This window comes from Lacrimispora struthionigena, from assembly GCF_048627165.1.
GTDB lineage: Bacteria > Bacillota > Clostridia > Lachnospirales > Lachnospiraceae > Lacrimispora.
This window is the reverse complement of the sequence record NZ_JBMBWP010000002.1, coordinates 3,363,433-3,385,788: the sequence shown is the minus strand read 5'-3', so window position 1 is coordinate 3,385,788 and position 22,356 is coordinate 3,363,433. Positions and strand designations below refer to the sequence as shown.

Sequence of the window (22,356 nt, the reverse complement as noted above, 5' to 3'; positions counted from 1 at the left end):
GTAGCCAGTTAATACCGCATCAGATGCAGCCTGCACCGTTCCTGCTCCCTTTAACGCTGTTATAGCTCCGCAATGCCATGCTATGTTAGCATCTTCCACGCTCTGCCATATCTCCCCGTCAAACCCAATAAAATAATGAGCTGACGCATTGCGGTTGCTACCAGCGTAATATTGGCAATTTGCTCTTGCACCGCCCTGCGCTCCTACGTAGTGAATGACAATATACTTTATTCTTGAAATGCTGCCCGTATTGTGGTTGTATCCCGTTAATAATAGATTAATTGATTTCATATATTTACCGCCTTTCTGCATAAAATAAGCGCCTGCGGTTTCCCGTAAGCGCTTAAGTTTGTCTACAAACTTCAATTTTACTGTTCTTTTTATAAACTGACTACTATTTATATCATCTTAGTAAGTCGATAAACTGAAATTTTTATAGATTTTATTTTCTTCTCTTTTTAAAAAAAATATTATATAAATAGCTTCTTAGTGTAAACGATTTTACATCACTAGGTAAAATCTGTAGCATTTCTTTTTTTTCACTTATTAAATCTTTTATTACTTCTTGGTCATAATAATCTAAATCAAGTAGTGTTATAGTAATGCTATAAAAATGTTTAGCTTTCCATGGAGTTAAAATCGATGCAGAATCTCCTTCATAAGTGTCAACATCAAATCCTTTACACTTTCTCCTTTTAAGAATTTCTTTCGCTTGGCAGTCAGTTAATTTAATATATTCTTTATGAGACTTATAAATTTTACGTTTTTCTATATAATCACTGATATCAACACAATCACCACCTCTTATAATCCACAATCTTGGTTTCTTTTTATTTCGGTCTTCATGTAAAATATATATTTTACGATACTCCAATAACTCATTCAAGTATTCTTTTACTAACTTATAACGATTCCAGCCATTAAGCTGAAATACCACATCTTTGACTATTACTTCATCTATAGATGCTTTTAAAATAGATGATGCTTTGAATAGATGTGAAATTACAGTATATAATGTTACCTTTTCTATAACAAAAATATTACTTAATCCATATGAATTTATAATTTCTTTTATTTTTTCCAAATTATATGAGCAACTTATAAAAATCAATAAATATATTATTAAAGCCTCATATATTACTTTTAATCCCACTCCTTTTTCGTCTGAATATTTTCTAACTTCTTTTATTATTTTAGATAGTATCAAGTATAAATATATAAAAAATATAGTATCCACTACTTTATAACACCAGTATTCACCATTAAATCTCATTACACAACATAAGATAAAAAGATAAACAAATAAAGAAAATACTAAAATACTAAAATACTAAATAACTTAAATAAATCTTTAATTGCTACTTGAATAATCTTTTGTTCTTTATTCATTTTCCAAATCCTTTGTAAATTTATTCTATAATCTACTTCTTTATATTTAACTTACAAAGTATACCATAAATAGGTATAAAAAGCATTTTATTTTGTTATCTAGACTTTATTATTAATTCCTTTAGTACTACCGTCTAATCCATCTGCATCTGGCAGCTCGTCGGTATACTTCATCAGAAACGCCCTCACTTTTTTCCATACCTTTTTTACTGGCAACCCACATAACGTCATATTTTTAAAGATACTTGTAATCTCATAAGCAATGTAAAGCAAGGCAAAAAACTCCGCTACGCCCACTCTTATAAGCCCTAAATATGTTCGTAGCTTTTACCATTGCTTCTGTTGCCATAGGTACAAATAAATCACTGACATTAAGTAAGCGGCTCTGGTTTGTTCCCATGCCGCAGATAAATAAAAACTCTTAGCCCATTCTTTCATGCTGTCCCTCTCTTTCTCTTTAAGTTCCCAGCGCCCTAAGTTTCATGCGCTGGGTGGAGGCTTAAGAATGTAAACAAAAAGAGTAGGTGTCCTGCTGCCGCTGCTGCGGTTAAGCTGTCGCCTACTCTTTTCATGCTACCATTATACTGCTTTGAATATCCCATGTAAACACCACGATTTTACCACTGTTTTACTTATTAGGATTTATACTTTCTATCTACTCCTTTTTTTTGTTTTTCTCAATTTTATCCTTTAAAATTTTATATTCTTCTAATTTATTTAATATATTTGAATCTAATTTTACATCTTTGTTTTCTACTATTGAATTAATAATTGATATTAATTCTTCTGGAATTGAGTCAATTATTTCCATTTGTATTTTAGCTAACTCTTTTTGCTCTTGCTTATTAAATCCTTCTGTTTCTAATTGCTTAGTTATATTTGATTTTGTATTCTTTTTTTCTCTATATAATTTCAAAATCATGTAAAATAGAGACTCTTCAATATTTTTGTTATTTTTCGTTTGAATATATGCAAAAATAGCAACAAGCAAGCTTATCATAGAGATTACAATTATAACTATAGAACTTGTAGACAAAATTTTATCTATGTTAGAAAATATCTCATACATTTTTGACACCTCCTATAACTCGCATAGCTTGAGCGTAAATGGCAATTAAAATGCTAGCTCCTGTAAAAATTAAAGATACATAATATATTTTACTATAATTTAAACTTAGATTAACTATATAATCGTTATATAGTAATATACCATATATAAATGATGATATAGAAATTCCACCTATACAAGTAAATAAAAGAACTAAATTAAAATCTTTGAAGCTTTTAATTTGAATTAACTCTTTGAAGTTATCTGCAAAAATTGTTAAATTAAAAAAATATATTCCCGAACATATCATGCCATAACTAAAATTTGTATTAGAAATCATGCAAACTAGTAAAATAAGCCCAACTGGTAATATACCAATTATAACTGTATATAAACACCAAAGTAATAATTTTACCAATATTTTTTTTACCAATATTTTCTCCCCCTTTTAACATTTCTATCAAAAACAATTATATTACTATTATTTTTAGTTATCAATATAAATTATATTTTACGCATTAACTATGCAGCTTTGATATAAGTCAAAAGAGTAGACATATCCCTCCCCCATTATTATGGTTAAGTAATCGCCTACTCTTCAAAACTTATAACTATGCTTTTTTGAAATTAAATTTTTCTAATTCTGGAAACCTTAAATTTTTCTCTTTTATCCTTTTATTTGTATTATCTACTATATTTTCATTAATAAAACTAAATAATCTTTCATTTTTGTCACCATCTATGTAACTTAAACTTGGAAAGTCACCAGGTAAATGTATTGTGTTTCTAACTCTTCTTATGTCATCAATTATAGGTATATCTCTATCACTGATATTCAGTTTTTCAACATATGACTTATTTTTTAATATATGGCTAAATTCCAAACTTGTTTCTTTTAAACCAGTCAATACATTATACTCGTTTACCTCATCATACATATATTGCTCAATATTAAAAAACTCAGCAATAGAAATAGGTTCTTTCTCCTGTTTCTTCTTTAACGCTTTAAGATTTGAATTATATTTTGCATTAATATAGTGTATTATGTATCCCTTTTCAATAAGACGAGCTTTTAAGTGTAATTCCATAGCAAGTGCAATTTTTACGTTATCTAACAAAAAGTTATTAATGTATTTAACATATAGCGGGGTATCTTCACGATTATCCCTATTATTTAATGTACAATCTTTATATAACTCTTCACAATGCTCTATTAAAATAGAATCTTTTAATATTTTATACGCTTCATAATTTAACTTTATTGCAAACCATATTTGATGCTCAAAATTTATATAATAAATATGATTATTACAAAACGTATCTGAGCCTCGTAAATTTAATTTTTTTGCTTTTTCCATAGTAATCATAAACCATCTCCCCATTTCTAAATATTTCTATATCCACTATACTTACATTAGCATAATAAATAAGGTTTTTCAACGTGGTTTAATGCATATTTAATTAATCCTGTTATTTTCCATCATTCAATTAACTCTTTCCTCGTCTATACCCCAAAGTAGAACTGAAAGCTCATTTATAATAGTCGTTACCCAACGCCTTGGCGTATTCTTTCCCGTTTCCAGTTCCTCTGCTATTTCTCCATAGTCCCTACCTTGTATAAAGTACAGCTCAAACGCCTTATATTCTTTTTCTCTTCCTGATGCCCTGCGTCTGTATTTTTGCATATAGATGCCGTCATTGCTAAATATTGAGTTGTGTTCCCGATATGAAGGATTCTAACTTTGCCCTTGTGTATAATACAAATTAAAGTTCCCATTTTTATATCTCCTTTTCTTGCTATTTTTACAAAATTTGATAAAATTAAAGTACTATTATAGAAATGTCGTGTTATTATGCCAAATGGATTTGATATACTTGCTGAAGGTGTTGGAAAGGCTGTCAAAACAGTTCCTGAAGTTTATGAGGATGGTTTAAAACCTGCTACCAAAGAATCAGGGAAAACCATAGCGCTTATACCTCGGGCTATTAATGCTGCCCTAGTTCCTCTGCGTCAGTGGATTGCAGTAAGAGAATATAATATTGCAGAAACTGAAAAGTTACTATCTGAAAAATTGGAGCATGTTGGTCAAGATAAAATAGTCACTTCAGAGCCATACGTTGCAATTCCTGCAATTCAAGCTATTTCTTATTCCATGAATAGCGAAGAACTAAGAAATCTATACGCCAATCTTCTGACTAAATCTATGATTAATGATAGTAAAAATTCTGTTCACCCCTCATTTGTAGAAATCATAAAACAAATGTCTCCATTAGATGCAACAGTGTTTCAGATGATAATGAAAGCTAAAACACGACCATTAATCACTTTGAACAAACAACTAAAATCTGGAGGAAGTATAATCCTTCAACGCCATTGTTCTTGGGTAAATGAACTGTCAGTACGTCAATTTTCCACCTCTATTGACAGTTTAATTCGGTTGGGTTTAATAGAAATTCCATATGGAGAGTATTACAACATAGACGCCACTTACAATGCTGTAAAGCAAAATCCATTATTTAAAACATTAGAACACGCCAACTCCATTTTGCTTGAAAATGGAGAAAAGCTTGAATACGATAAACAGTATATAAAAATTAATGACCTTTCTAGTTTGTTTTATGAAATCTGTGTAGTAAATCCTTGATAAAAGTAAATGGTTTCTGACTGACAATCAGTAGCCATTTACTTTTTTAATTGGCTAAATCCTAATTCGTACTATATAAGAGTAGGGAAATCATCCCCTAGTCTTATTTTTTTGTTATGATGAGGTTGATTGGCTAACGTAATTTCTAATTGGGACACCACGCCCGTAGGTAAACTTGTTAGCCAACTCTCATTATCATGTATTCGATTCAGCAAGTTGGGACGCAGCTCCCGGGTCACTAACGAACATGAATAGATATTTGAGATGTTGGACCCAATCATAATAAACTACTAAGGAGGAATACCATGATTGCTGTTGGTATTGATGTATCCAAATCAAAAAGTACCGTTGCTATTCTTAATTCTGATGGTGAAATACTCGCCAAACCCTATGATATCCGCCATGTAGAAAGTGATATAGATAACCTCATCACTTACCTACGCTCTCTCCATGATGATGTAAAAATTGTTATGGAAGCCACTGGGCATTATCACCTTCCTGTCCTAAAAAAGCTCCATAATGCAGATTTGTTTATATGTGTCATGAATCCATACCTAATGAAAAAATATGGAGATAATGAAATTCGCCGTGGTAAGACAGATAAAAAAGATGCTATGCGAATGGCCTTCTACGCCCTTGAAAAATCGTATGCTCTCACCAGATATTCTTCGTTAGAGCAAAAATATCTTGATCTGAAATTTTTATTCAGGCAGTACAACCAACGTGTGTCAACAAAGGTAAAGAACCGTATTTATCTCGGAAACCTCCTTGATGAAACTATGCCGGGCATAGAAAACATACTCATGTCAAAAACTATTAATCCAGAAAATAACATGCTCTATAAATTCATTGAAAAATACCACAATTTCGATACCATTAAATCTATGGGGCAAAAGAAGTTTCTCAATAGTTATGCCAAACTGGCTGAAAAAATCGGTTGTCGGAACTATCAAAGAAAAGCCCTACAGATTTATGAGCTTGCCAGTAACAGCATTACTACTCGCGGCTCTGATCCCTACACTATGCTATCTATAGAACAATGCCTAACTCTATTAAAACAATCAGAAATTGCCGCAAAAGCCACTATGGTACAAATGCAGTCTATTGCTCAGACACTACCTGAATACCCCACCGTCAGGGCTATGAACGGTGTTGGAGACAACCTGGCCCCTCGTCTTATTGCCGAGATCGGCGATGTCCGTCGTTTCACCAGCGGTAAAGCATTAAACGCTTTTGCTGGAAATGATGCACCTCCGTTTCAATCCGGCCAATACGAAAGTACGAACCGACATATATCAAAACGCGGTGCTCCTGCTCTTAGAAAAGCCTGTTATGAAGTAATGCAATGCCTCAAAATGCACAAGCCAGACGATCCAGTCTATCTCTTTATGATAAAAAAAGAGGATGAGGGTAAGCCATTAAACGTCGCGAAAATGGCAGCTGTTAATAAATTTTTGAGAATTTATTATGCAAGAGTAATGGAAATATATAAATCCTAAAACCTTTTTTTTTTAATAAAGCATAAGGCTTATTAAATTCGCTCTTTTTTACCCCAACATATATTTTATTTTTCTTCAAAGAATGCTTGATTTTTATTAGCAAGGTTTAATTATTAAAGCAATTTACAATCTCAACAGCCTCCCTTAACCTTTCTTTGCTGGTATACTCGTTGTCGCAGCCTATGCTATCATTGCCAGATGAATGGCATCTGCTATATGGTATGGACTCCCCCCGTCATCATCTAAGTGACACAAGGCAAAAGCAATTAATACATTTATAGATTGTTGATTTTGCAAATTGGATCCTCCTTCAAATCAATATTTAAATACATAATATTATACTTTTTTGCATTTTAATTGACATTTATTTTCTCTTGCCATATACTATATATAGTTTCAATTTAATGTGCAATTCCATATATAGTAGAAAGGTGGTGATCAGATATGCCAAATAAAAAACAAACATCAAAAAGTGTAGCGTCCACAGCCTCAGAAATTTTAAAAGATAAAAGATTTAGCGATAAATCAAAATCTGTTGCTGGCAGCGCACTGGCACAAGCCAAAAGTAATAAAAAGAAATAAAGTGAAAGGAGCATCTATTGGAAACAGCAAAACTATATTTCTCTGATGGAAAATCACTAACCATTAAAGAAGGAGACCTTATTGTCCCAATCAAACTCCCCGCCAACAGTGGGGATAATGGAAAACATATTCAGCCTTTTTATGACATGCCATTTGAAACATGGTATCATACCTCATACGGTTTAGCTCCATCTATCATTGAAGGACTTCTTAACAGCATTTATTTTTGTTTCGCGGGGAAAACTGACATATTATATAACTCAAATTCAATTACTAGAATTGAAAATGACTAAATGTATTGGGGCGATTAAGAAATTGTTGATCGCCCTATTTTTTGCCAAATAAAAGTTCCTTGTTTAAAATTTTCATAAAATACCGCTCACACTTTTTACAGTGAGTCATATAGTATTTTCTCTATTGATCCGCAAGCTTCCCTTGTTTCTCTTAAACCAATTAAAAAGCATTTTATCCCTCCTGCTGCCCTGGCTGTGAATATGTGCCGTCCTGAATAAAATAATTACATTCTTTTCCGCCGTTTGTTTCATCATATGGTATGTAAATTTCTTCATCAATGTCAGGGCAATTGCAAACTATTTCCTCTGGTAGTGTTCCTGTAATGGATCCATATGGAACTGTATCGCCGCCCTCAATAGAATGCCATTTACACTGTTCGCAACATTTTTCTTTGTAACGCCATTCCCCTGCCGCCCAGCCAAACGCGTCCGATACTCTTTGTATGCACTCATCATTAAATTTTACTGTAAACGACAATCCTTTGACCGTATTACCGTTTTCATCTTCATCCACATCTTCCATTGTGACATTGGTTATTTTTGCGTCTTTCCACTCTCGTCTAAAGTCCCCTGTTCGAACCTGAATGTCTCTGTCGATTGTTAATGTTTGCATGTACTCTCCTTTCTCAACTTTCGCAACCAATAGCATATTACTGAATTTTTACATCATGTAAATTAGTATCAAGTTTGTACCACCCGTCTAACAACAAAATGAAAATCGCTCCACCGGTATTTAAACTGTACTTTGTTATAATGTCAGTAATTTCTATAACCTTAACTTTGTTTCCAGTGTCAAACTGTATCTTGTCCTTTATCTTGTAGGGGCCTACTAAGGCAGAGGCATTGCAGGCTCTTGCCGATTATAATGCAGATCCCTACGATATAAGTGTGTCAAAAATCACTTTTTCAGAAGTATATGACAAATGGTGTGAACGAAAATATAAAGAGATTTCAAAATCTAACGTAAACGGCTATAAAGCTGCCTATGGTATTTGCAACATCTTATATGATATGCGCTTTGTAGATATTAAACTTCCTCACCTTCAGCAGGTGGTTGATGATAGCGGGAAAAATTATCCCACTCTTAGAAAACTAAAAGTATTATTTGGGCAACTTTTTGAATATGCCGTCATTAATGAGATTGTTACAAAGGATCGGAATGTTGTTGAATACTTGAAAATAAAAGATGCTGGCAATCCGAATAAATATGATCGCAAACCTTTTAGCAATGATGAAATAGATCTTGTTTGGAATAATGTAGAATATAACGAATATATGCAGGTTGTCCTTATGCTTATATATTCCGGTGTTCGGATCTCTGAATTATTGGATTTGAAAAAATCCGATGTTCACTTACCAGAAAAATGGTTCTATGTACGTGACAGTAAAACCGATGCCGGAATAAGAGCGGTTCCCATCGCCGATAAAACTTACAAGTTCTTTGAATACTGGTATAACAAAAATGAATGTGAGTATTTGTTAAGTACTACTGATGAAAAACATTTTTCTTATCGTAATTATAATGACAGCTATTGGAGTATGATACTCAAAGAATTGAATATAGATCACAAGCCGCACGATACCCGCCATACCTGTATCAGTCTGCTTGCTACTGCTAAAGTTGACCCGACTACCATCAAAAAAATTGTTGGTCACTCTGGCGCACAAAAACTGACCGAACGTGTTTATACACATCTTGATATTAGTGTACTTTTAGATGCCATAAACTTAATTTAGTGTTCTCTGTGTGTTCTCTGTGTGTTCCCTACGACAATTTTTTAAGGGTTTTTGTGGTTGTTTTTCTGCTGCCTATAATATAAGAAAACCCCGAAAACATAAGCGTTTTCGGGGTTTTTGCATTTTTATTATAGATGCAAATATTATCTCTTTGAGAACTGCGGCGCACGACGAGCTGCCTTTAAGCCGTATTTCTTTCTTTCTTTCATTCTTGGATCTCTTGTTAAATATCCTGCTTTTTTAAGAACTGGACGGAATTCAATGTCAGCTTTCAGTAAAGCTCTAGCGATACCGTGTCTTACAGCACCAGCCTGTCCGGTGAAACCACCGCCGTGTACGTTTACTAAAACGTCGAACTTATCTACTGTCTCTGTTGCTGTTAATGGCTGACGAACTACAACCTTTAATGTCTCAAGACCGAAGTACTGATCGATGTCTCTCTTATTGATAGTGATCTTACCTGTACCTGGTACTAAATATACTCTAGCGATAGATTTTTTTCTTCTACCTGTTCCGTAAAATTTTGCATTAGCCATGATAACTTCCTCCTTTCAGCACCTCTGATTAAAATTTGAATTCTAAAACTTCTGGTTTCTGAGCAGCGTTATCATGTTCTGCGCCAGCGTATACGTGAAGTTTTGTTATCATGCTTCTTCCTAAAGGTCCCTTTGGAAGCATTCCCTTAACTGCTAATTCAATAACTCTTTCAGGCTTTTTAGCCATCATTTCTCTTAAAGTTGTTTCTTTCATACCGCCAACATAGTCAGAATGGCTGTAGTAGATCTTCTGATCTAATTTCTTACCGGTAACTTCAATCTTATTTGCGTTTACTACGATTACATAATCACCGCAATCCATATGTGGTGTGTAAATCGGTTTGTTTTTTCCTCTTAATACTTTAGCTACTTCTGAAGCCAAGCGTCCTAATGTATATCCTGTAGCGTCAACTACGTACCATTTTCTTTCAATTGTTGCTGGACTAGCCATAAAAGTCTTCATTGGACAACCTCCTGTAAATTATGGTGTTTTTAAGCATTATGGTGCGAAAAATCGTCACCATTTCTCGAAAAGCTGAAAACAACTTTCCAAAAGTTATATTACAAAATGCTCATTCCGGGGCTTGGCTTGAACATTTTCGTCTAACGTCACAGTTATACATTATATTACATTTCCACCTGTGTGTCAACCTTTTTTCCTGCAAAAGCAGGGGTTTTTTCCTTTAAAATCAAGGCTTTGCAAGCTGACTTCCAGTTACCATCCATCCATTTCCTGATTCGTCAGAATGAAAACTGTAAAATCCGTATGCTCTGCCTGAAATAATCCGGTTCTTTCGTTCCTCATCTTTTACCAATACCGTATGAGCTCCGTTTCTCACCGCCTGATGCACCACTCGGATCAGGAGCCGTTCAAAATCCTCTTCCCTGCATCTGTGGATCACCAGACTGGCTTCCTTATGAGAAGGAATCCGATGCTGATAAAGAGTATAGCTCCACTCCTTATTTTCACCCTTAATTTCTTTCTCAAGTTCTTTTTCATACTCAAGGCTTACCAGAGTAAGACCTTTTGCTGCTGCTTTTGGTCCTGCTGCATTCCGGTCCCTGGCATCTATGATCTCTTCCACATGCTGGGGGGGATAAACTCCCATACCTACCTTCATCAGGGTACCTGCAATGATTCTCACCATGTTATATAAAAATCCATTGCCCTTAATCCGGATTGTTATGAGATCATCAGACTTTAGAACCTGAAGGCTGTAAATAGTACGCACCGTCTCCTCTGCCTGCCCTCTGGCAGTACAGAAGCTTTTAAAATCATGTTCTCCCACCAGATAGGCGGCAGCCTCTCTCATCTTCTCCACATCAAGGGGAAAATAGCAGAAATAGCTGTACAGCCGCATAGTTGGAATTTCGATCTTACGGTTCATGATCTTATAATCATATGTTTTAACGCAGTTCTGCTTCCTGGGGTGGTAGGTTTCCGATACCTCTTCTGAGTGAAGTACCCGTATGTCATCTGGCAGCCGTTGGTTCAAAGCAAAACAGATCTTGTCTGCAGGCATTCGGTTTTCTGTATCAAAAACTGCCACATTTCCCTCCGAATGCACTCCGGAATCTGTTCTGCTGGCACCCGTTACAGTAATTGGCTCCTTTAATAAATCTGTCAGAGTCCGGTTTAAAACTTCCTCAATGGTGATTCCATTGTTCTGAATCTGCCAGCCGCAGTAATTGGTTCCGTCGTAGGCAACGATCATCTTAACCCGTTTCATAAATCCTCCTTGTTCTTAAAAGATCTGCACTCTCAGGATCCGGAGACCTATGATGATGGCAAGGTAAAGGACATACACCAGATAGGTGACCCTGTCCTGATTTCCGTACTTAAGAGGCTTCATCTTCGTCCGGCCTTCTCCACCCCGGTAGCATCTTGCTTCCATCGCCATAGCCAGATCTGTGGCACGGCGGAATGCCGAGATAAAGAGAGGAACCAGAAGGGGAATCATGTTTTTCGCTTTCTGGATCAGATTCCCGGTCTCAAAGTCTGCACCTCTTGCCATCTGTGCTTTCATGATCTTATCTGTCTCTTCAACCAGAATCGGAATGAATCGCAGTGCAATGGACATCATCATGGAGACCTCATGAACCGGGACATGGAAACGGTTTAAGAAATCAAGACTCTTTTCCAGACCGTCCGTCAGCTGGTTGGGTGTAGTGGTCAGCGTCATGATGGAAGATCCTACAACCAAATAGATTAACCGGATTCCCATAAATCCAGCCACGATCAATCCTTCCTTTGTAATCTTTAAAAATCCCAAAGATACAACTGCCGTCCCTGGTGTCAGAAACAGATTGAAGCTGACGCTGATCAGCAGCAGAAATACAATTGCTTTTAAGCCTCTGACCATGAACTTAAGAGGAACATTACTGAGCTTAATGGCCGCTGCAAGAAATACAGTCGCAATCACATAAGCCCAGATATCATTTGCAATAAATAGGGATATGATAAAAACCATGGTCCCAAACAGCTTTGTCCGGGGATCCAGCTTATGAAGAATGGATTCCACCGGATAATACTGCCCTAATGTAATATCTTTCAGCATAATATCTCCCTGTCTATTTTCCCAGAAGCCTTATAATTTCGTCTCTGGCCTCTTCAATTGTTGTAATGCTGGTATCAATGGGAACACCGTGGGATTTCAGGGTTTGAACCACATATGTGATCTCAGGAGCTGCCAGACCCATTGCTTCCAGTTCCTTATAATGCTGAAATACTTCCTTTGGTGTATCATCAAACACTTTTTCTCCATGGTTCATGACCAGAATCCGGTCAACGTACCGTGCCACATCCTCCATACTGTGAGACACCAGAATAATTGTCATATTCCGTTCCTCATGGAGACGCTTGATCTGATCCAGAATCTCATCTCTTCCTTTTGGATCCAATCCCGCTGTCGGCTCATCAAGAATCAGGACATCAGGATTCATGGCCAGAACACCTGCGATTGCAACCCGCCGCTTCTGCCCCCCGGAAAGTTCGAAGGGAGACCGCTTATAGTAGGTTTCGTCAAGTCCTACCATAGTAAGGGCTTCCTTTGCCCGTTTTGCAGCTTCTTCCTTATTAAGGCCCTGATTCTTAGGTCCGAAGCAGACATCGGTAAATACATCGATCTCGAAAAGCTGGTGCTCGGGATACTGAAATACCAGTCCAACATGACTTCTCAGCGCCCGCATATCGTAGCCTTCCTCATAAATATTTCTTCCATTATAATATAGTTTTCCGTCGGTAGCACGGAGCAGCCCGTTCAAATGCTGGATTAAGGTTGATTTTCCGGAACCGGTATGGCCGATCAGGCCAACGAATTCCCCAGCCTCTATCTCCAGGTTCACATCCTTTAATGCATGCTGTTCAAATGCTGTGCCTTTTCCATATACATAATTAATATGCTCTGCTTTAATTGCCATGGCTTCCTCCGTTCTCCAGAATCACTTCTCCGGGGAAACGCTCTGCAAACCGCGGTAAAAGATTCTCCATCAGTTCATCCAGTGTCAATATCCCATCAGGCAGATCAAGACCTTTCTGTTTTAACTCATAAGCAAGCTCTGTGACCTGTGGAACATCCAGACGGTAGGACTTTAGTTTCTCCACCTGTGAGAATATCTCACGTGGTGTTCCGTCCATTACTACCTTGCCCTCATCCATAACAATCACTCTGTCAGCACCTGTTACCTCTTCCATGTAATGGGTGATAAGAAGAACTGTGATTCCCTCTTTCCTGTTCAGTTCGTGAACGGTTTTCACTACCTCTTTGCGTCCGTTAGGATCTAACATGGCTGTAGGCTCATCTAAGACGATACACTGGGGTCTCATTGCCATTACGCCGGCTATAGCAACACGCTGCTTCTGGCCTCCAGAAAGCCTGTTAGGGGACTTTAAGCGGTATGCTGCCATACCTACGCTCTTCAAGCTTTCGTCTACCCGTTTCCAGATCTCCTCTGTAGGAACACCCAGATTTTCCGGACCGAATCCCACATCCTCTTCAACAATATTTCCTATTATCTGATTATCCGGGTTCTGAAAAACCATTCCTGTCCTTTTACGGACTTCCCATAGATTTTCTTCCCTGGAAGTATCTAAATCCTGAATCCATACCGTACCCTCAGTAGGCAGCAATATGGCATTCAGCTGTTTGGCAAAGGTGGATTTCCCCGATCCGTTATGACCAAGGATCGCAATGAACTGACCCTTTTCCAGATCCAGGCTCACACCGTCGATGGCACGTTTAATTTCTTCAATATTTTCTTCTTCATCTTTTCTGATATAATCAAATATCAGCTTCGAAGTTTTTATTATTCCCATAGCAAGCCTTTCTTTAAAAGTGATACACCCGTATGCCACATAATTTTAGTTGAATATTGCATAACAGTCAAGCGTCGGCATGTATCTTTTGCAAAAACCAAGGATTTAAAGCAAAAATTGGCGAAAAAACGTTTCACCTAAGAAAAAAAGATAGATGGTACAGATGCTTCCATCCATACCATCTATCTGCTTTATTGTACCCATAAGCCTGATTCATTAACCTTATAATTTCCATCTACCGTTGTATTGGTTGCCAGGCTTCCGTCACCATTCAGATAATACCATTTTCCGGGAACCGGCTGAATCCATCCGGTCGCCATATCTCCGTCGGTATTAAAGTAGTACCAGATTCCATTAAGCTCCTGCCAGCCGGTCTTCATAGCGGCTTCTGAGTCCATGTAGTACCATTTCTCATCAACTTTCTGCCAGCCGGTTACAGCGTAGCCATCCTGCTTAAAATAATACCATTTTCCACTGATCATTTTCCAGCCGTCAGTCACATAGTTACCATCTTCTGCGCGGTACTTCTTACCGTCCTGGTAATTTGCCCATACGCCCAGCGTCTCGCCCAGTTCCTGTACTACCGAATCATCAGAGGTAGTGATATCTCCCTCTTTTAAATAATCATCCTGAGATGAATCCTTTAAAATAGCCTTTACTGTGTAGTAGTATTTATAACCGCTGTTCATATATGGAAGAAGATCAGCTGATGTGGAAGATGTGGTGAGGCTTTTAATCCAGATTCCGCCCTCCTGATATAACACCACCTGATATCTGGAAGCGAAAGGAACCTTTTTCCAGGATGCCTTGGTCTTAGCCGTATCACTCCAGCCTGCCTTTTCCGGAGCCTCCAGCTTCGCTACAGGAACGTAGGAGAAAGTAACGACAGTCTCTCCGTCCTGACTATTCACAGAAAGAAGATTGGCACCTTTTACAGTACAGTCTGATCTCTCGTAAGAACCAGAGATATGAATGGTACCCTTTACTTTCTTTCCAGGCTCCCATTTATCCTCATCAATGCTCCACTTCGGACTTTCTTCTGAATAATTCACTTTTACAGTTGGCACATTAATTCCATCTGTCCATGAACTCTTACTGCCATTCTCCACGTAAATCCTTAAGCTTCCTGACGCTGATGCCGTTATTCCGGTACCAAGAATCATGATCATGCTTAAAAGCAGAAACCATATTCCTTTCCCTTTTCTCCTATTCATCAATCTCTACTTCCTTTCTTCCCTACTTTCGCCAGATTCCCTCTCCATCTAATGTAAAACCGCTGATGTTCGTGTTGACTGCTTTTGATCCTTCACCTGGATAAAAATAAAACCAGTTGCCGTCAATCTGCTTCCAGCCTTCCTGCATAACGCCCTTGGAATCAGCATAATACCACTTATTGTTATAGGAGATCCAGCCAGTTATTACAGCACCCTCAACTCCACTTGTTGTGGATGGGTTTAAATAATACCATTTATTATCGGATTTGTACCAGCCTGTCAGCATTGCTCCGTCATTATTAAAAAAATAGGTTTTGTCGCCTTTTTGCTGCCAGCCAGTGAGCATGATACCGCTGCCGTCAAAAAGATACCATATGTTATTGATTTTAGACCAGTTATTCTTTAAATAAGTTCCATCTGGGTATCGATAGCTCCAGGTGTTTCCGTTCTTAATCCAGCCTACCGCCCCGGTAGATGCAGTGCCGCTGTCCTGTCCGCTGCCGTCTGATACCTTCTCCTGAGGTACATATACCTCACCGGATTCGGTCCAGTCACTGTTCTTTCCGTATTTATCCTCTGTGCTGCTGTATGGCACTGTACGTACTTTAAAACTGTAGGTGCCTGCTTTGGTCATATAGGGATAAAAATTATAAGAAGTCGCTTTCAGTTTCTCTACCTTCTTAATAATGGAGCTTCCGCGGTATAAATATACATCATAAGCTCCAGAGCCGTTATCTGGTGCACTCCATCTGGCATTGCCAAAACCAGAATCCTTCCAGTCAGCATCTTCCGGAGATTCATAGGTACCTTTCACCGGTTTAAACGTAAATGTTACATATAAAGTATCCGTACCTGAACGGTTTGAGGAAACATAGGTACCGCCTTTAATCGAGATATTACTCGACTGATAGCCTCCTTTAAATGCATACTCATCAGCATTCGTAGCATGCAACGTCACCTTCATCTTCGGTTCAGAACCAATCTTCATTTCCTTGCTGTCGGATGTAATCCAGTCCAAGTCTGACACTTCGTATCTGTTGTTGTTGGTATAAACATAATTACCGCTTTCCGATGTTGTAGAAAAAGATGTCTCAGAAGGCAGAGTGTCTCCAGTGGAAATGTCTTCAAGTCCTACGTTAATCGTTACAGATGTTATGGTTTTTACGGTAGCAGCCATTGACTCAAATGGTATGCTGGCCATCAATACCCCCAGTGCAGAGACGATAGTCACCAGTCTCTTTAAACGCTTCATACTTAATACCTCCCGTTTTTATTTTAGCGGATTATAACAATAGAACCATAATATTCTACAATTTACATTATAGCCCTGAAAGCAATTGTCCGTCAACTTACGATATTCTTTCTTTATTCTTGCGTTTCTTAACTGAGGGGAAATAAAAAAACCGATAAGGAATCGCTTCCTTACCGGGATTTTATTATTAATTATACAAGCTCAAGAAGTACTTCCATTGCTGCATCACCTTTACGCTGGCCGATCTTAACGATACGTGTATAACCACCGTTACGGGATACATACTTTGGTGCAACCTCATCAAACAGCTTCTTAGGAAGATCAACAGACTTTGTATTCTTCTTTCTTCCTGCAGCTTCAGACGGAACTTCTGTTACATCGTAAAGGACCTTTAACATCTGTCTTCTTGCATGAAGTCTGGAAGGAAGATCTTTTTTGATCTCTTTCTCTACTTCATCATAAACAGTTACTTTCTTGCCGTTTACAACATCTTTTACTCTCTTGCCGTCTTTATCTTTACGTGCAACTTTAGCTGTTACCTTAACAGTTTCAAAGTTATCTTTCTCTTTTACTGCTAAAGCGATCAGGCCTTCTGCAACTTTGCGGATTTCCTTAGCTCTTGCTTCTGTTGTCACGATCTTGCCATTATAGATTAATGCAGTTACCTGGCTTCTGATTAATGCTTTTCTCTGACTGGAAGTTTTTCCCAGCTTTCTATATCCTGCCATCTCAATATTCCTCCATTTGTGGAACACGGATACATGCTTCTTCGGTCTTACTGTATCAGTGCTTAATCTCCATAAATCAACTGCTTAAGCGAATCAATTATGCATTGGTATCATCGCTTGGATTCAGCTGTAAGCCTAATTCCTTCAACTTTGCCAACACTTCTTCTAAAGACTTGCGGCCTAAGTTACGTACCTTCATCATATCTTCAGAAGTTCTGTTGCACAGTTCTTCTACCGTATTGATTCCGGCTCTCTTAAGACAATTATAAGAACGAACGGAAAGCTCCAGTTCATCTATATTCATCTCAAGAACTTTTTCCTTCTCATTGTCTTCCTTCTCCACCATAACTTCTGCAGTCTTGGCGTTCTCAGATAAATCAATGAATAGGTTCAAATGCTCGCTCAGTACCTTTGCAGCCAGGCTGACTGCTTCATCTGGTGCCAGAGTTCCATTTGTAAATACATCTAAAGTCAGCTTATCGTAATCGGTAACCTGACCTACTCGGGTGTTTTCTACCGTCATATTGACGCGTTCTACTGGTGTATAAATAGAATCAACAGCTATCACACCTATCGGTAAATCTTCACTCTTATTCTTGTCTGCACTCACATAGCCACGGCCTTTTGTGATAGTAAGTTCCATATAGAACTTGCTGTCTGTACCACCGCTAAGTGTAGCGATAACCTGATCCGGGTTCATGATCTCGATATCGGGATCAGCCTGGATATCAGCAGCTGTTACCACACCTTCGCCTTCAAACTCGATGTATGCAACTTTTGCTTCGTTGGTATCGCTGTTGTTTTTAATAGATAAGCTCTTGATGTTCATAATGATCTCAGTCACGTCTTCCTTAACACCAGGAATAGAACTGAACTCATGCAAAACGCCGTCGATTTTTACCTGGCTGACTGCAGCGCCCGGTAAGGAAGAAAGCATGATTCTTCTTAAGGAATTACCTAAAGTCGTGCCATAACCTCTTTCAAGCGGTTCAACTACAAACTTGCCATATTTTTTATCTTCTGAGATTTCAGCAATCTCAATGTTTGGTTTTTCAAAATCGAACACTAATAGCCCCTCCTTTTGGGTATTTTGTATCGAGGGTCTTATACTCAAACCTTGCCCGGAAGCATAACGCCCCCGGGCGAAAGCCAGCTTCTATCAACAGACTTTCAATTATTTGGAGTACAACTCGACGATAAGCATTTCATTCACTGGAACATCAATCTCATCTCTTGTTGGTAACTCTTTAACAGTACCACGTAAATTCTCATGGTCAACATCAAGCCATGCCGGAACCATACGGCCAGCCGTTGTTTCCTGAACACTTTTAAATCTTGCATTGGATTTGCATTTTTCTTTTACTTCGATTACATCGCCAACTTTTACGATGAAAGAAGGAATGTTTACGCATTTACCATTTACAAGAATGCTCTTATGGTCAACCATCTGTCTGGTCTCTCTTCTTGTTCTTCCGAATCCCATACGGAAAACTACATTGTCAAGTCTTCTCTCAAGAAGAATCATAAGGTTTTCACCAACCATACCATTCATTCTTTCAGCCTTGGCATAATAGTTACGGAAAGGTTTCTCAAGCACGCCGTAGATGAATTTAGCTTTCTGCTTTTCTCTCAGCTGAATGCCGTACTCACTCATCTTTCTGTTTGCTCTTTTTAATTCTCTCTTTGATTTTTTATCTATTCCTAAATAGATCGGATCAAGACCAAGGGATCTACATCTTTTAAGAACAGGAACTCTATCAACTGCCACTGTAATTACCTCCTAATTAGACTCTTCTACGTTTTGGTGGACGACATCCGTTATGTGGTACAGGAGTTACGTCCTTGATGCTGGTTACTTCTAAACCGCATGCCTGAAGTGCACGAATAGCTGCTTCACGGCCTGAACCAGGACCTTTAACCATAACGTCTACTGATTTTAAACCATGTACAAGAGCTGCTTTAGTAGCAGTTTCTGCCGCCATCTGAGCTGCATATGGAGTAGATTTCCTTGAACCTCTAAATCCCAGACCACCAGCACTTGCCCATGATAATGCATTACCCTGTGTATCAGTTAATGTCACAATTGTGTTATTAAAAGATGACTGGATATGTGCTTGTCCGCGTTCAACGTTTTTCTTTACGCGCTTTTTTGTCACTTTTTTAGTAGTGGACACTTTTTTAGCCATTTTAAACTAACCTACTTTCTTTATAGTTGCTCCGCCCTGCCCGCAGCCGCGTAACGCAGGGTACGAAATCTGAATCCTGTTATTCCTGTTTTTAAAACATGTAACGTGATTCGCTGTTAAATTTAGTATCTTACTTTTTCTTGTTTGCTACAGTCTTTCTTGGACCCTTACGAGTTCTTGCGTTGGTCTTAGTTTTCTGACCACGAACCGGAAGACTCTTTCTATGACGGATTCCGCGATAGCATCCGATTTCCTGAAGTCTCTTGATGTTCATAGCGATTTCTCTACGTAAATCACCTTCTACAGTCTGAGATTCAGCAATCACTTCTGCAATTTTCTTTACTTCGTCATCGGTTAAGTCCTTAACACGAGTGTCAGGATTAACGCCAGCAGTTGTAAGAATACGGTTTGAACTGGTTCTACCGATACCGTAGATGTAAGTTAAACCGATCTCAACACGTTTTTCTCTTGGTAAATCAACACCTGAAATACGAGCCATGTGTGTAGTACACCTCCATTAATTATTTTAACCTTGTCTCTGCTTATGCTTAGGATTTTCACAGATTACTCTGATACTGCCTTTTCTTTTGATGATTTTGCATTTTTCGCAAATCGGCTTGACTGATGATCTAACCTTCACAGCAATTCTCCTTTCCGTTATGCGCCCTTTCACATGCAAAGGTAAGTTCCCTGCACCTGATTCTTCTATATAAATCCGGCGGCAAAGGAGCGTCCTTCCAAAAGAGCTTTCTGAGTATACCCGCAGTGTGTTTTTATCTTAAAACCAGTGCTGCCCTCATGGGCATAATACACCCAGTATTTCAACAAAGTCGCTATAGCATTATAACACTGTTTCTTTTAAAATGCAAGCGGTTTTTCCTATATATTTATTAACCCTTTGCCCTGGCGTGTCGCGCTCCTGATGTGGAACGCGCCGGACCTGGACGCTTTATTTATCTCGCCAGATGATTCTTCCCTTGCTTAAATCATAAGGGGACATCTCAATGGTTACCTTATCACCTGGTAAAATACGAATGTAGTTCATGCGAAGTTTTCCGCTTATGTGAGCTAATACCTGATGCCCGTTTTCCAGTTCAACCTGGAACATGGCATTGGGGAGCTTCTCCACAACGGTGCCTTCAATTTCAATAACATCTGCTTTTGACATAAAGCTTACCTCCTAACAACCTGATCTTCTCTTTTGAAACATCGGATGAAATGTTTGATCTCTTCATCAGTGACTCTTTTATTATCCCGGATTTTATCTCCCGGGGACTGTTTCTCCCACAAAAGGGGGATTACATGCTTTTTCTTTTTTTTCTTGGGGCAGTCAAGACGTCTTATTTTTCCGTCCACCAGATATATATATTCGCCTTCCTCACGCAATATGAAGAAAAACTCTCCTTTGTCGTGCCCTGCCGTGGATTTTACCAATAAACCGGTGTATTCACTCATCGGTCTATTCCCCGCAGACAGAGGAAACCAGACTTAATATCTCCGGCTCACCTTCTGTGATAAGAACCGTGTTCTCATAGTGAGCGGACAGCTTTCCGTCTTCTGTTACTACGGTCCAGTCATCATCAAGCCAGACTACCTCCAATGTCCCCTCATTAATCATGGGCTCGATGGCAAGTGTCATGCCTGGTCTTAATTTGATTCCCCGTCTTCTTGTGGAAAAATTCGGTATTTCAGGATCCTCGTGTAGATGGGAACCGATTCCGTGGCCGACTAAATCCCGGACAACGCCATATCCGAACTTTTCTGCATATTTCTGGATTGCTGCAGATATTTCACCTAAATGATTGCCAGATTTTGCATATTTAATCCCTTCAAAGAAACATTGTTTCGTCACTTCCATGAGTTGGCCCGCTTCAGGAGTGATCTCTCCGATCCCATAAGTCCTTGCTGCATCAGAATGAAATCCTTTGTAAATAACCCCTGCATCAAGACTTACAATATCTCCTTCTCTCAGCACACGCTTCTTACTTGGAATCCCGTGAACCACCTCATCATTGACTGATACACAGATGGAGGCAGGATAACCATTATAATTTAAGAAAGAAGGTGTACAGCCATAGCTTCTTATGATCTCTTCACCCAGATGGTCAATATCCCAGGTTGTCATTCCCGGCTTCAAGGCCTTCTTTAGTTCTTCATGAGTGATGCAAAGAATTCTTCCAGCCTCTCTCATAAGTTCTATTTCTCTTGCAGATTTAATCGTAACTGACATAAACTATGCTCCTAGGATGACAGTGATATCGGAGAACACTTTATTTAATTCCTGTGTTCCGTCAACATTCACCAGCACGCCGGCTTCTTTATAATAATCAATCAATGGTCTGGTCTGATCATGGTAAACCGCCAAACGTTTTTTTACTGTTTCCGGCTTATCATCATCTCTTAAGACAAGTTCTGAACCACAGACATCACATATTCCCGCAACCTTACTGGGGTTATAAACAATATGATATGTAGCTCCGCAGGATATACAGGCACGTCTTCCTGACATTCTGTTGATAATATTCTCATCGGGAACGTCAACGTTTATCGCAAAGTCTATCTTCTGTCCCATTTCAGTAATGGCTTTCTGAAGGCTTTCTGCCTGGGGAATGGTTCTTGGAAATCCGTCCAGTACGTAACCGTTTTTGCAGTCTTCCTGCTGTATACGGTCCATCAGCATACCGATGGTAAGTTCATCCGGTACAAGAGCTCCCTGATCCATATATTCCTTTGCTTTTCTACCCAGCTGCGTTCCTTCTTTTATGTTGGAACGAAAAATATCTCCGGTAGAAACATGAGGAATCTGATATTTCTCAGCAATTTTTTTAGCCTGGGTACCTTTGCCGGCACCAGGGGCACCTAACATGATGATTTTCATCAACAGTCCCTCCATTAATATAAGGTTTAAATAGCACAAATCCCAAGGAAAAAC

The 22,356-nt window shown here is 38.4% G+C and carries 30 protein-coding genes and 1 pseudogene; 5 read left to right on the top strand and 26 right to left on the bottom strand.

Annotated features, from left to right (window positions below; all coding sequences use genetic code 11):
• From ACOAOT_RS25040 to ACOAOT_RS25010, 7 genes and pseudogenes are all read right to left on the bottom strand, one after another.
• Positions 1–291 (bottom strand): N-acetylmuramoyl-L-alanine amidase (locus tag ACOAOT_RS25040; RefSeq protein ID WP_420219400.1); only part of this gene is annotated, 291 nt, incomplete at its 3' end.
• Positions 292–442: 151 nt separating this feature from the next.
• Complete coding sequence (locus ACOAOT_RS25035; protein ID WP_420219399.1) at positions 443–1,237, bottom strand: hypothetical protein; 795 nt, start codon at positions 1,235–1,237, stop codon at positions 443–445.
• A 251-nt stretch (positions 1,238–1,488) separates the two neighbouring features.
• A pseudogene (locus ACOAOT_RS25030) lies at positions 1,489–1,710 on the bottom strand (phage holin family protein); the annotation flags it as partial.
• A gap of 334 nt (positions 1,711–2,044) precedes the next feature.
• Positions 2,045–2,458 (bottom strand): hypothetical protein, encoded by a 414-nt coding sequence (locus ACOAOT_RS25025; protein WP_420219398.1) that lies wholly within the window; start codon positions 2,456–2,458, stop codon positions 2,045–2,047.
• Complete coding sequence (locus ACOAOT_RS25020) at positions 2,451–2,870, bottom strand: hypothetical protein (RefSeq protein WP_420219397.1); 420 nt, start codon at positions 2,868–2,870, stop codon at positions 2,451–2,453. The genes ACOAOT_RS25025 and ACOAOT_RS25020 overlap by 8 nt, the downstream gene beginning before the upstream one ends.
• A gap of 178 nt (positions 2,871–3,048) precedes the next feature.
• On the bottom strand, positions 3,049–3,804 hold the full coding sequence (locus ACOAOT_RS25015; RefSeq protein WP_420219396.1) for a hypothetical protein: 756 nt from the start codon (positions 3,802–3,804) through the stop codon (positions 3,049–3,051).
• Positions 3,805–3,921: 117 nt separating this feature from the next.
• The gene (locus tag ACOAOT_RS25010; RefSeq protein WP_420219395.1) at positions 3,922–4,122 is read right to left on the bottom strand and encodes a hypothetical protein; all 201 of its coding nucleotides are present in this window, start codon (positions 4,120–4,122) and stop codon (positions 3,922–3,924) included.
• 168 nt (positions 4,123–4,290) lie between these two features.
• On the opposite strand from ACOAOT_RS25010, the gene ACOAOT_RS25005 reads away from it, so the two are divergent.
• The 4 genes from ACOAOT_RS25005 to ACOAOT_RS24990 all read left to right on the top strand — a co-directional run bounded on the left by ACOAOT_RS25005 (position 4,291) and on the right by ACOAOT_RS24990 (position 7,456).
• Complete coding sequence (locus ACOAOT_RS25005; RefSeq protein ID WP_420219394.1) at positions 4,291–5,082, top strand: DUF4393 domain-containing protein; 792 nt, start codon at positions 4,291–4,293, stop codon at positions 5,080–5,082.
• A gap of 305 nt (positions 5,083–5,387) precedes the next feature.
• Entirely contained in the window at positions 5,388–6,581 is a 1,194-nt protein-coding gene (locus ACOAOT_RS25000; RefSeq protein WP_420219393.1) for an IS110 family RNA-guided transposase, read from the top strand.
• A gap of 444 nt (positions 6,582–7,025) precedes the next feature.
• Entirely contained in the window at positions 7,026–7,163 is a 138-nt protein-coding gene (locus ACOAOT_RS24995) for a hypothetical protein (RefSeq protein ID WP_420219392.1), read from the top strand.
• A 17-nt stretch (positions 7,164–7,180) separates the two neighbouring features.
• A complete protein-coding gene (locus tag ACOAOT_RS24990) occupies positions 7,181–7,456 on the top strand; it encodes a hypothetical protein (RefSeq protein WP_420219391.1) in 276 nt (91 codons plus the stop codon).
• Between the two features lie 172 nt (positions 7,457–7,628).
• On the opposite strand, the gene ACOAOT_RS24985 is transcribed toward ACOAOT_RS24990, so the two are convergent.
• Complete coding sequence (locus ACOAOT_RS24985) at positions 7,629–8,069, bottom strand: hypothetical protein (RefSeq protein WP_420219390.1); 441 nt, start codon at positions 8,067–8,069, stop codon at positions 7,629–7,631.
• A gap of 275 nt (positions 8,070–8,344) precedes the next feature.
• Here ACOAOT_RS24985 and ACOAOT_RS24980 point away from each other — a divergent pair, with 275 nt between their 5' ends.
• Positions 8,345–9,193, top strand: a complete 849-nt coding sequence (locus tag ACOAOT_RS24980; protein ID WP_420219389.1) for a tyrosine-type recombinase/integrase — start codon at positions 8,345–8,347, stop codon at positions 9,191–9,193.
• 143 nt (positions 9,194–9,336) lie between these two features.
• Here ACOAOT_RS24980 and rpsI read toward each other — a convergent pair whose 3' ends face one another.
• The 18 genes from rpsI to ACOAOT_RS24890 form a co-directional block, all read right to left on the bottom strand.
• Complete coding sequence (rpsI, locus tag ACOAOT_RS24975; RefSeq protein ID WP_104439428.1) at positions 9,337–9,729, bottom strand: 30S ribosomal protein S9; 393 nt, start codon at positions 9,727–9,729, stop codon at positions 9,337–9,339.
• Positions 9,730–9,757: 28 nt separating this feature from the next.
• Entirely contained in the window at positions 9,758–10,192 is a 435-nt protein-coding gene (rplM, locus tag ACOAOT_RS24970; protein WP_117417290.1) for a 50S ribosomal protein L13, read from the bottom strand.
• A 226-nt stretch (positions 10,193–10,418) separates the two neighbouring features.
• Complete coding sequence (gene truA, locus ACOAOT_RS24965) at positions 10,419–11,459, bottom strand: tRNA pseudouridine(38-40) synthase TruA (protein WP_420219388.1); 1,041 nt, start codon at positions 11,457–11,459, stop codon at positions 10,419–10,421.
• Positions 11,460–11,474: 15 nt separating this feature from the next.
• Entirely contained in the window at positions 11,475–12,287 is an 813-nt protein-coding gene (locus ACOAOT_RS24960) for an energy-coupling factor transporter transmembrane component T family protein (protein ID WP_420219387.1), read from the bottom strand.
• A 13-nt stretch (positions 12,288–12,300) separates the two neighbouring features.
• On the bottom strand, positions 12,301–13,149 hold the full coding sequence (locus ACOAOT_RS24955; protein WP_420219386.1) for an energy-coupling factor transporter ATPase: 849 nt from the start codon (positions 13,147–13,149) through the stop codon (positions 12,301–12,303).
• Positions 13,139–14,044, bottom strand: a complete 906-nt coding sequence (locus tag ACOAOT_RS24950) for an energy-coupling factor transporter ATPase (protein ID WP_420219385.1) — start codon at positions 14,042–14,044, stop codon at positions 13,139–13,141. Before ACOAOT_RS24950 ends, ACOAOT_RS24955 begins: the two co-directional genes overlap by 11 nt.
• A gap of 191 nt (positions 14,045–14,235) precedes the next feature.
• Positions 14,236–15,258: an N-acetylmuramoyl-L-alanine amidase family protein gene (locus tag ACOAOT_RS24945; protein WP_420219384.1), complete on the bottom strand. Its 1,023-nt coding sequence runs from the start codon at positions 15,256–15,258 to the stop codon at positions 14,236–14,238.
• 22 nt (positions 15,259–15,280) lie between these two features.
• Entirely contained in the window at positions 15,281–16,510 is a 1,230-nt protein-coding gene (locus ACOAOT_RS24940) for an N-acetylmuramoyl-L-alanine amidase family protein (RefSeq protein ID WP_420219383.1), read from the bottom strand.
• Between the two features lie 191 nt (positions 16,511–16,701).
• Positions 16,702–17,238: a bL17 family ribosomal protein gene (locus ACOAOT_RS24935; RefSeq protein ID WP_104439436.1), complete on the bottom strand. Its 537-nt coding sequence runs from the start codon at positions 17,236–17,238 to the stop codon at positions 16,702–16,704.
• Positions 17,239–17,335: 97 nt separating this feature from the next.
• The gene (locus ACOAOT_RS24930) at positions 17,336–18,304 is read right to left on the bottom strand and encodes a DNA-directed RNA polymerase subunit alpha (RefSeq protein ID WP_097002521.1); all 969 of its coding nucleotides are present in this window, start codon (positions 18,302–18,304) and stop codon (positions 17,336–17,338) included.
• Positions 18,305–18,412: 108 nt separating this feature from the next.
• Positions 18,413–19,006 carry a 30S ribosomal protein S4 gene (gene rpsD / locus ACOAOT_RS24925; RefSeq protein ID WP_170820903.1) on the bottom strand — a complete coding sequence of 198 codons (594 nt, stop codon included), beginning with the start codon at positions 19,004–19,006 and terminating at the stop codon, positions 18,413–18,415.
• A 16-nt stretch (positions 19,007–19,022) separates the two neighbouring features.
• Positions 19,023–19,424 (bottom strand): 30S ribosomal protein S11, encoded by a 402-nt coding sequence (rpsK, locus tag ACOAOT_RS24920; protein ID WP_006771855.1) that lies wholly within the window; start codon positions 19,422–19,424, stop codon positions 19,023–19,025.
• A gap of 130 nt (positions 19,425–19,554) precedes the next feature.
• Complete coding sequence (rpsM, locus tag ACOAOT_RS24915) at positions 19,555–19,923, bottom strand: 30S ribosomal protein S13 (RefSeq protein ID WP_420219382.1); 369 nt, start codon at positions 19,921–19,923, stop codon at positions 19,555–19,557.
• 27 nt (positions 19,924–19,950) lie between these two features.
• Positions 19,951–20,064: a 50S ribosomal protein L36 gene (rpmJ, locus tag ACOAOT_RS24910; RefSeq protein WP_003497809.1), complete on the bottom strand. Its 114-nt coding sequence runs from the start codon at positions 20,062–20,064 to the stop codon at positions 19,951–19,953.
• 309 nt (positions 20,065–20,373) lie between these two features.
• Positions 20,374–20,592, bottom strand: a complete 219-nt coding sequence (infA, locus tag ACOAOT_RS24905; protein ID WP_013274317.1) for a translation initiation factor IF-1 — start codon at positions 20,590–20,592, stop codon at positions 20,374–20,376.
• Between the two features lie 5 nt (positions 20,593–20,597).
• Complete coding sequence (locus ACOAOT_RS24900; RefSeq protein ID WP_420219381.1) at positions 20,598–20,879, bottom strand: hypothetical protein; 282 nt, start codon at positions 20,877–20,879, stop codon at positions 20,598–20,600.
• A 4-nt stretch (positions 20,880–20,883) separates the two neighbouring features.
• Complete coding sequence (gene map, locus ACOAOT_RS24895) at positions 20,884–21,654, bottom strand: type I methionyl aminopeptidase (protein WP_349668225.1); 771 nt, start codon at positions 21,652–21,654, stop codon at positions 20,884–20,886.
• A 3-nt stretch (positions 21,655–21,657) separates the two neighbouring features.
• Complete coding sequence (locus ACOAOT_RS24890; protein WP_420219380.1) at positions 21,658–22,302, bottom strand: adenylate kinase; 645 nt, start codon at positions 22,300–22,302, stop codon at positions 21,658–21,660.
• Between the last annotated feature and the right edge of the window lie 54 nt (positions 22,303–22,356).

Coding starts and splice junctions, on each gene's coding strand:
- ACOAOT_RS25000 (WP_420219393.1), top strand. CDS start 5,388: ATGATTGCTGTTGGTATTGATGTATCCAAATCAAAAAGTACCGTTGCT.
- ACOAOT_RS24900 (WP_420219381.1), bottom strand. CDS start 20,879: ATGAGTGAATACACCGGTTTATTGGTAAAATCCACGGCAGGGCACGAC.
- ACOAOT_RS25010 (WP_420219395.1), bottom strand. CDS start 4,122: ATGCAAAAATACAGACGCAGGGCATCAGGAAGAGAAAAAGAATATAAG.
- ACOAOT_RS25005 (WP_420219394.1), top strand. CDS start 4,291: ATGCCAAATGGATTTGATATACTTGCTGAAGGTGTTGGAAAGGCTGTC.
- rplM (WP_117417290.1), bottom strand. CDS start 10,192: ATGAAGACTTTTATGGCTAGTCCAGCAACAATTGAAAGAAAATGGTAC.
- ACOAOT_RS24960 (WP_420219387.1), bottom strand. CDS start 12,287: ATGCTGAAAGATATTACATTAGGGCAGTATTATCCGGTGGAATCCATT.
- map (WP_349668225.1), bottom strand. CDS start 21,654: ATGTCAGTTACGATTAAATCTGCAAGAGAAATAGAACTTATGAGAGAG.
- ACOAOT_RS24945 (WP_420219384.1), bottom strand. CDS start 15,258: ATGAATAGGAGAAAAGGGAAAGGAATATGGTTTCTGCTTTTAAGCATG.
- rpsK (WP_006771855.1), bottom strand. CDS start 19,424: ATGGCTAAAAAAGTGTCCACTACTAAAAAAGTGACAAAAAAGCGCGTA.
- infA (WP_013274317.1), bottom strand. CDS start 20,592: ATGTCAAAAGCAGATGTTATTGAAATTGAAGGCACCGTTGTGGAGAAG.
- truA (WP_420219388.1), bottom strand. CDS start 11,459: ATGAAACGGGTTAAGATGATCGTTGCCTACGACGGAACCAATTACTGC.
- ACOAOT_RS24890 (WP_420219380.1), bottom strand. CDS start 22,302: ATGAAAATCATCATGTTAGGTGCCCCTGGTGCCGGCAAAGGTACCCAG.
- ACOAOT_RS24935 (WP_104439436.1), bottom strand. CDS start 17,238: ATGGCAGGATATAGAAAGCTGGGAAAAACTTCCAGTCAGAGAAAAGCA.
- ACOAOT_RS25015 (WP_420219396.1), bottom strand. CDS start 3,804: ATGATTACTATGGAAAAAGCAAAAAAATTAAATTTACGAGGCTCAGAT.
- ACOAOT_RS24995 (WP_420219392.1), top strand. CDS start 7,026: ATGCCAAATAAAAAACAAACATCAAAAAGTGTAGCGTCCACAGCCTCA.
- ACOAOT_RS24955 (WP_420219386.1), bottom strand. CDS start 13,149: ATGGCAATTAAAGCAGAGCATATTAATTATGTATATGGAAAAGGCACA.
- rpsM (WP_420219382.1), bottom strand. CDS start 19,923: ATGGCTCGTATTTCAGGTGTTGATTTACCAAGAGAAAAACGTGTTGAG.
- ACOAOT_RS24950 (WP_420219385.1), bottom strand. CDS start 14,044: ATGGGAATAATAAAAACTTCGAAGCTGATATTTGATTATATCAGAAAA.
- ACOAOT_RS25025 (WP_420219398.1), bottom strand. CDS start 2,458: ATGTATGAGATATTTTCTAACATAGATAAAATTTTGTCTACAAGTTCT.
- rpsI (WP_104439428.1), bottom strand. CDS start 9,729: ATGGCTAATGCAAAATTTTACGGAACAGGTAGAAGAAAAAAATCTATC.
- ACOAOT_RS24985 (WP_420219390.1), bottom strand. CDS start 8,069: ATGCAAACATTAACAATCGACAGAGACATTCAGGTTCGAACAGGGGAC.
- ACOAOT_RS24940 (WP_420219383.1), bottom strand. CDS start 16,510: ATGAAGCGTTTAAAGAGACTGGTGACTATCGTCTCTGCACTGGGGGTA.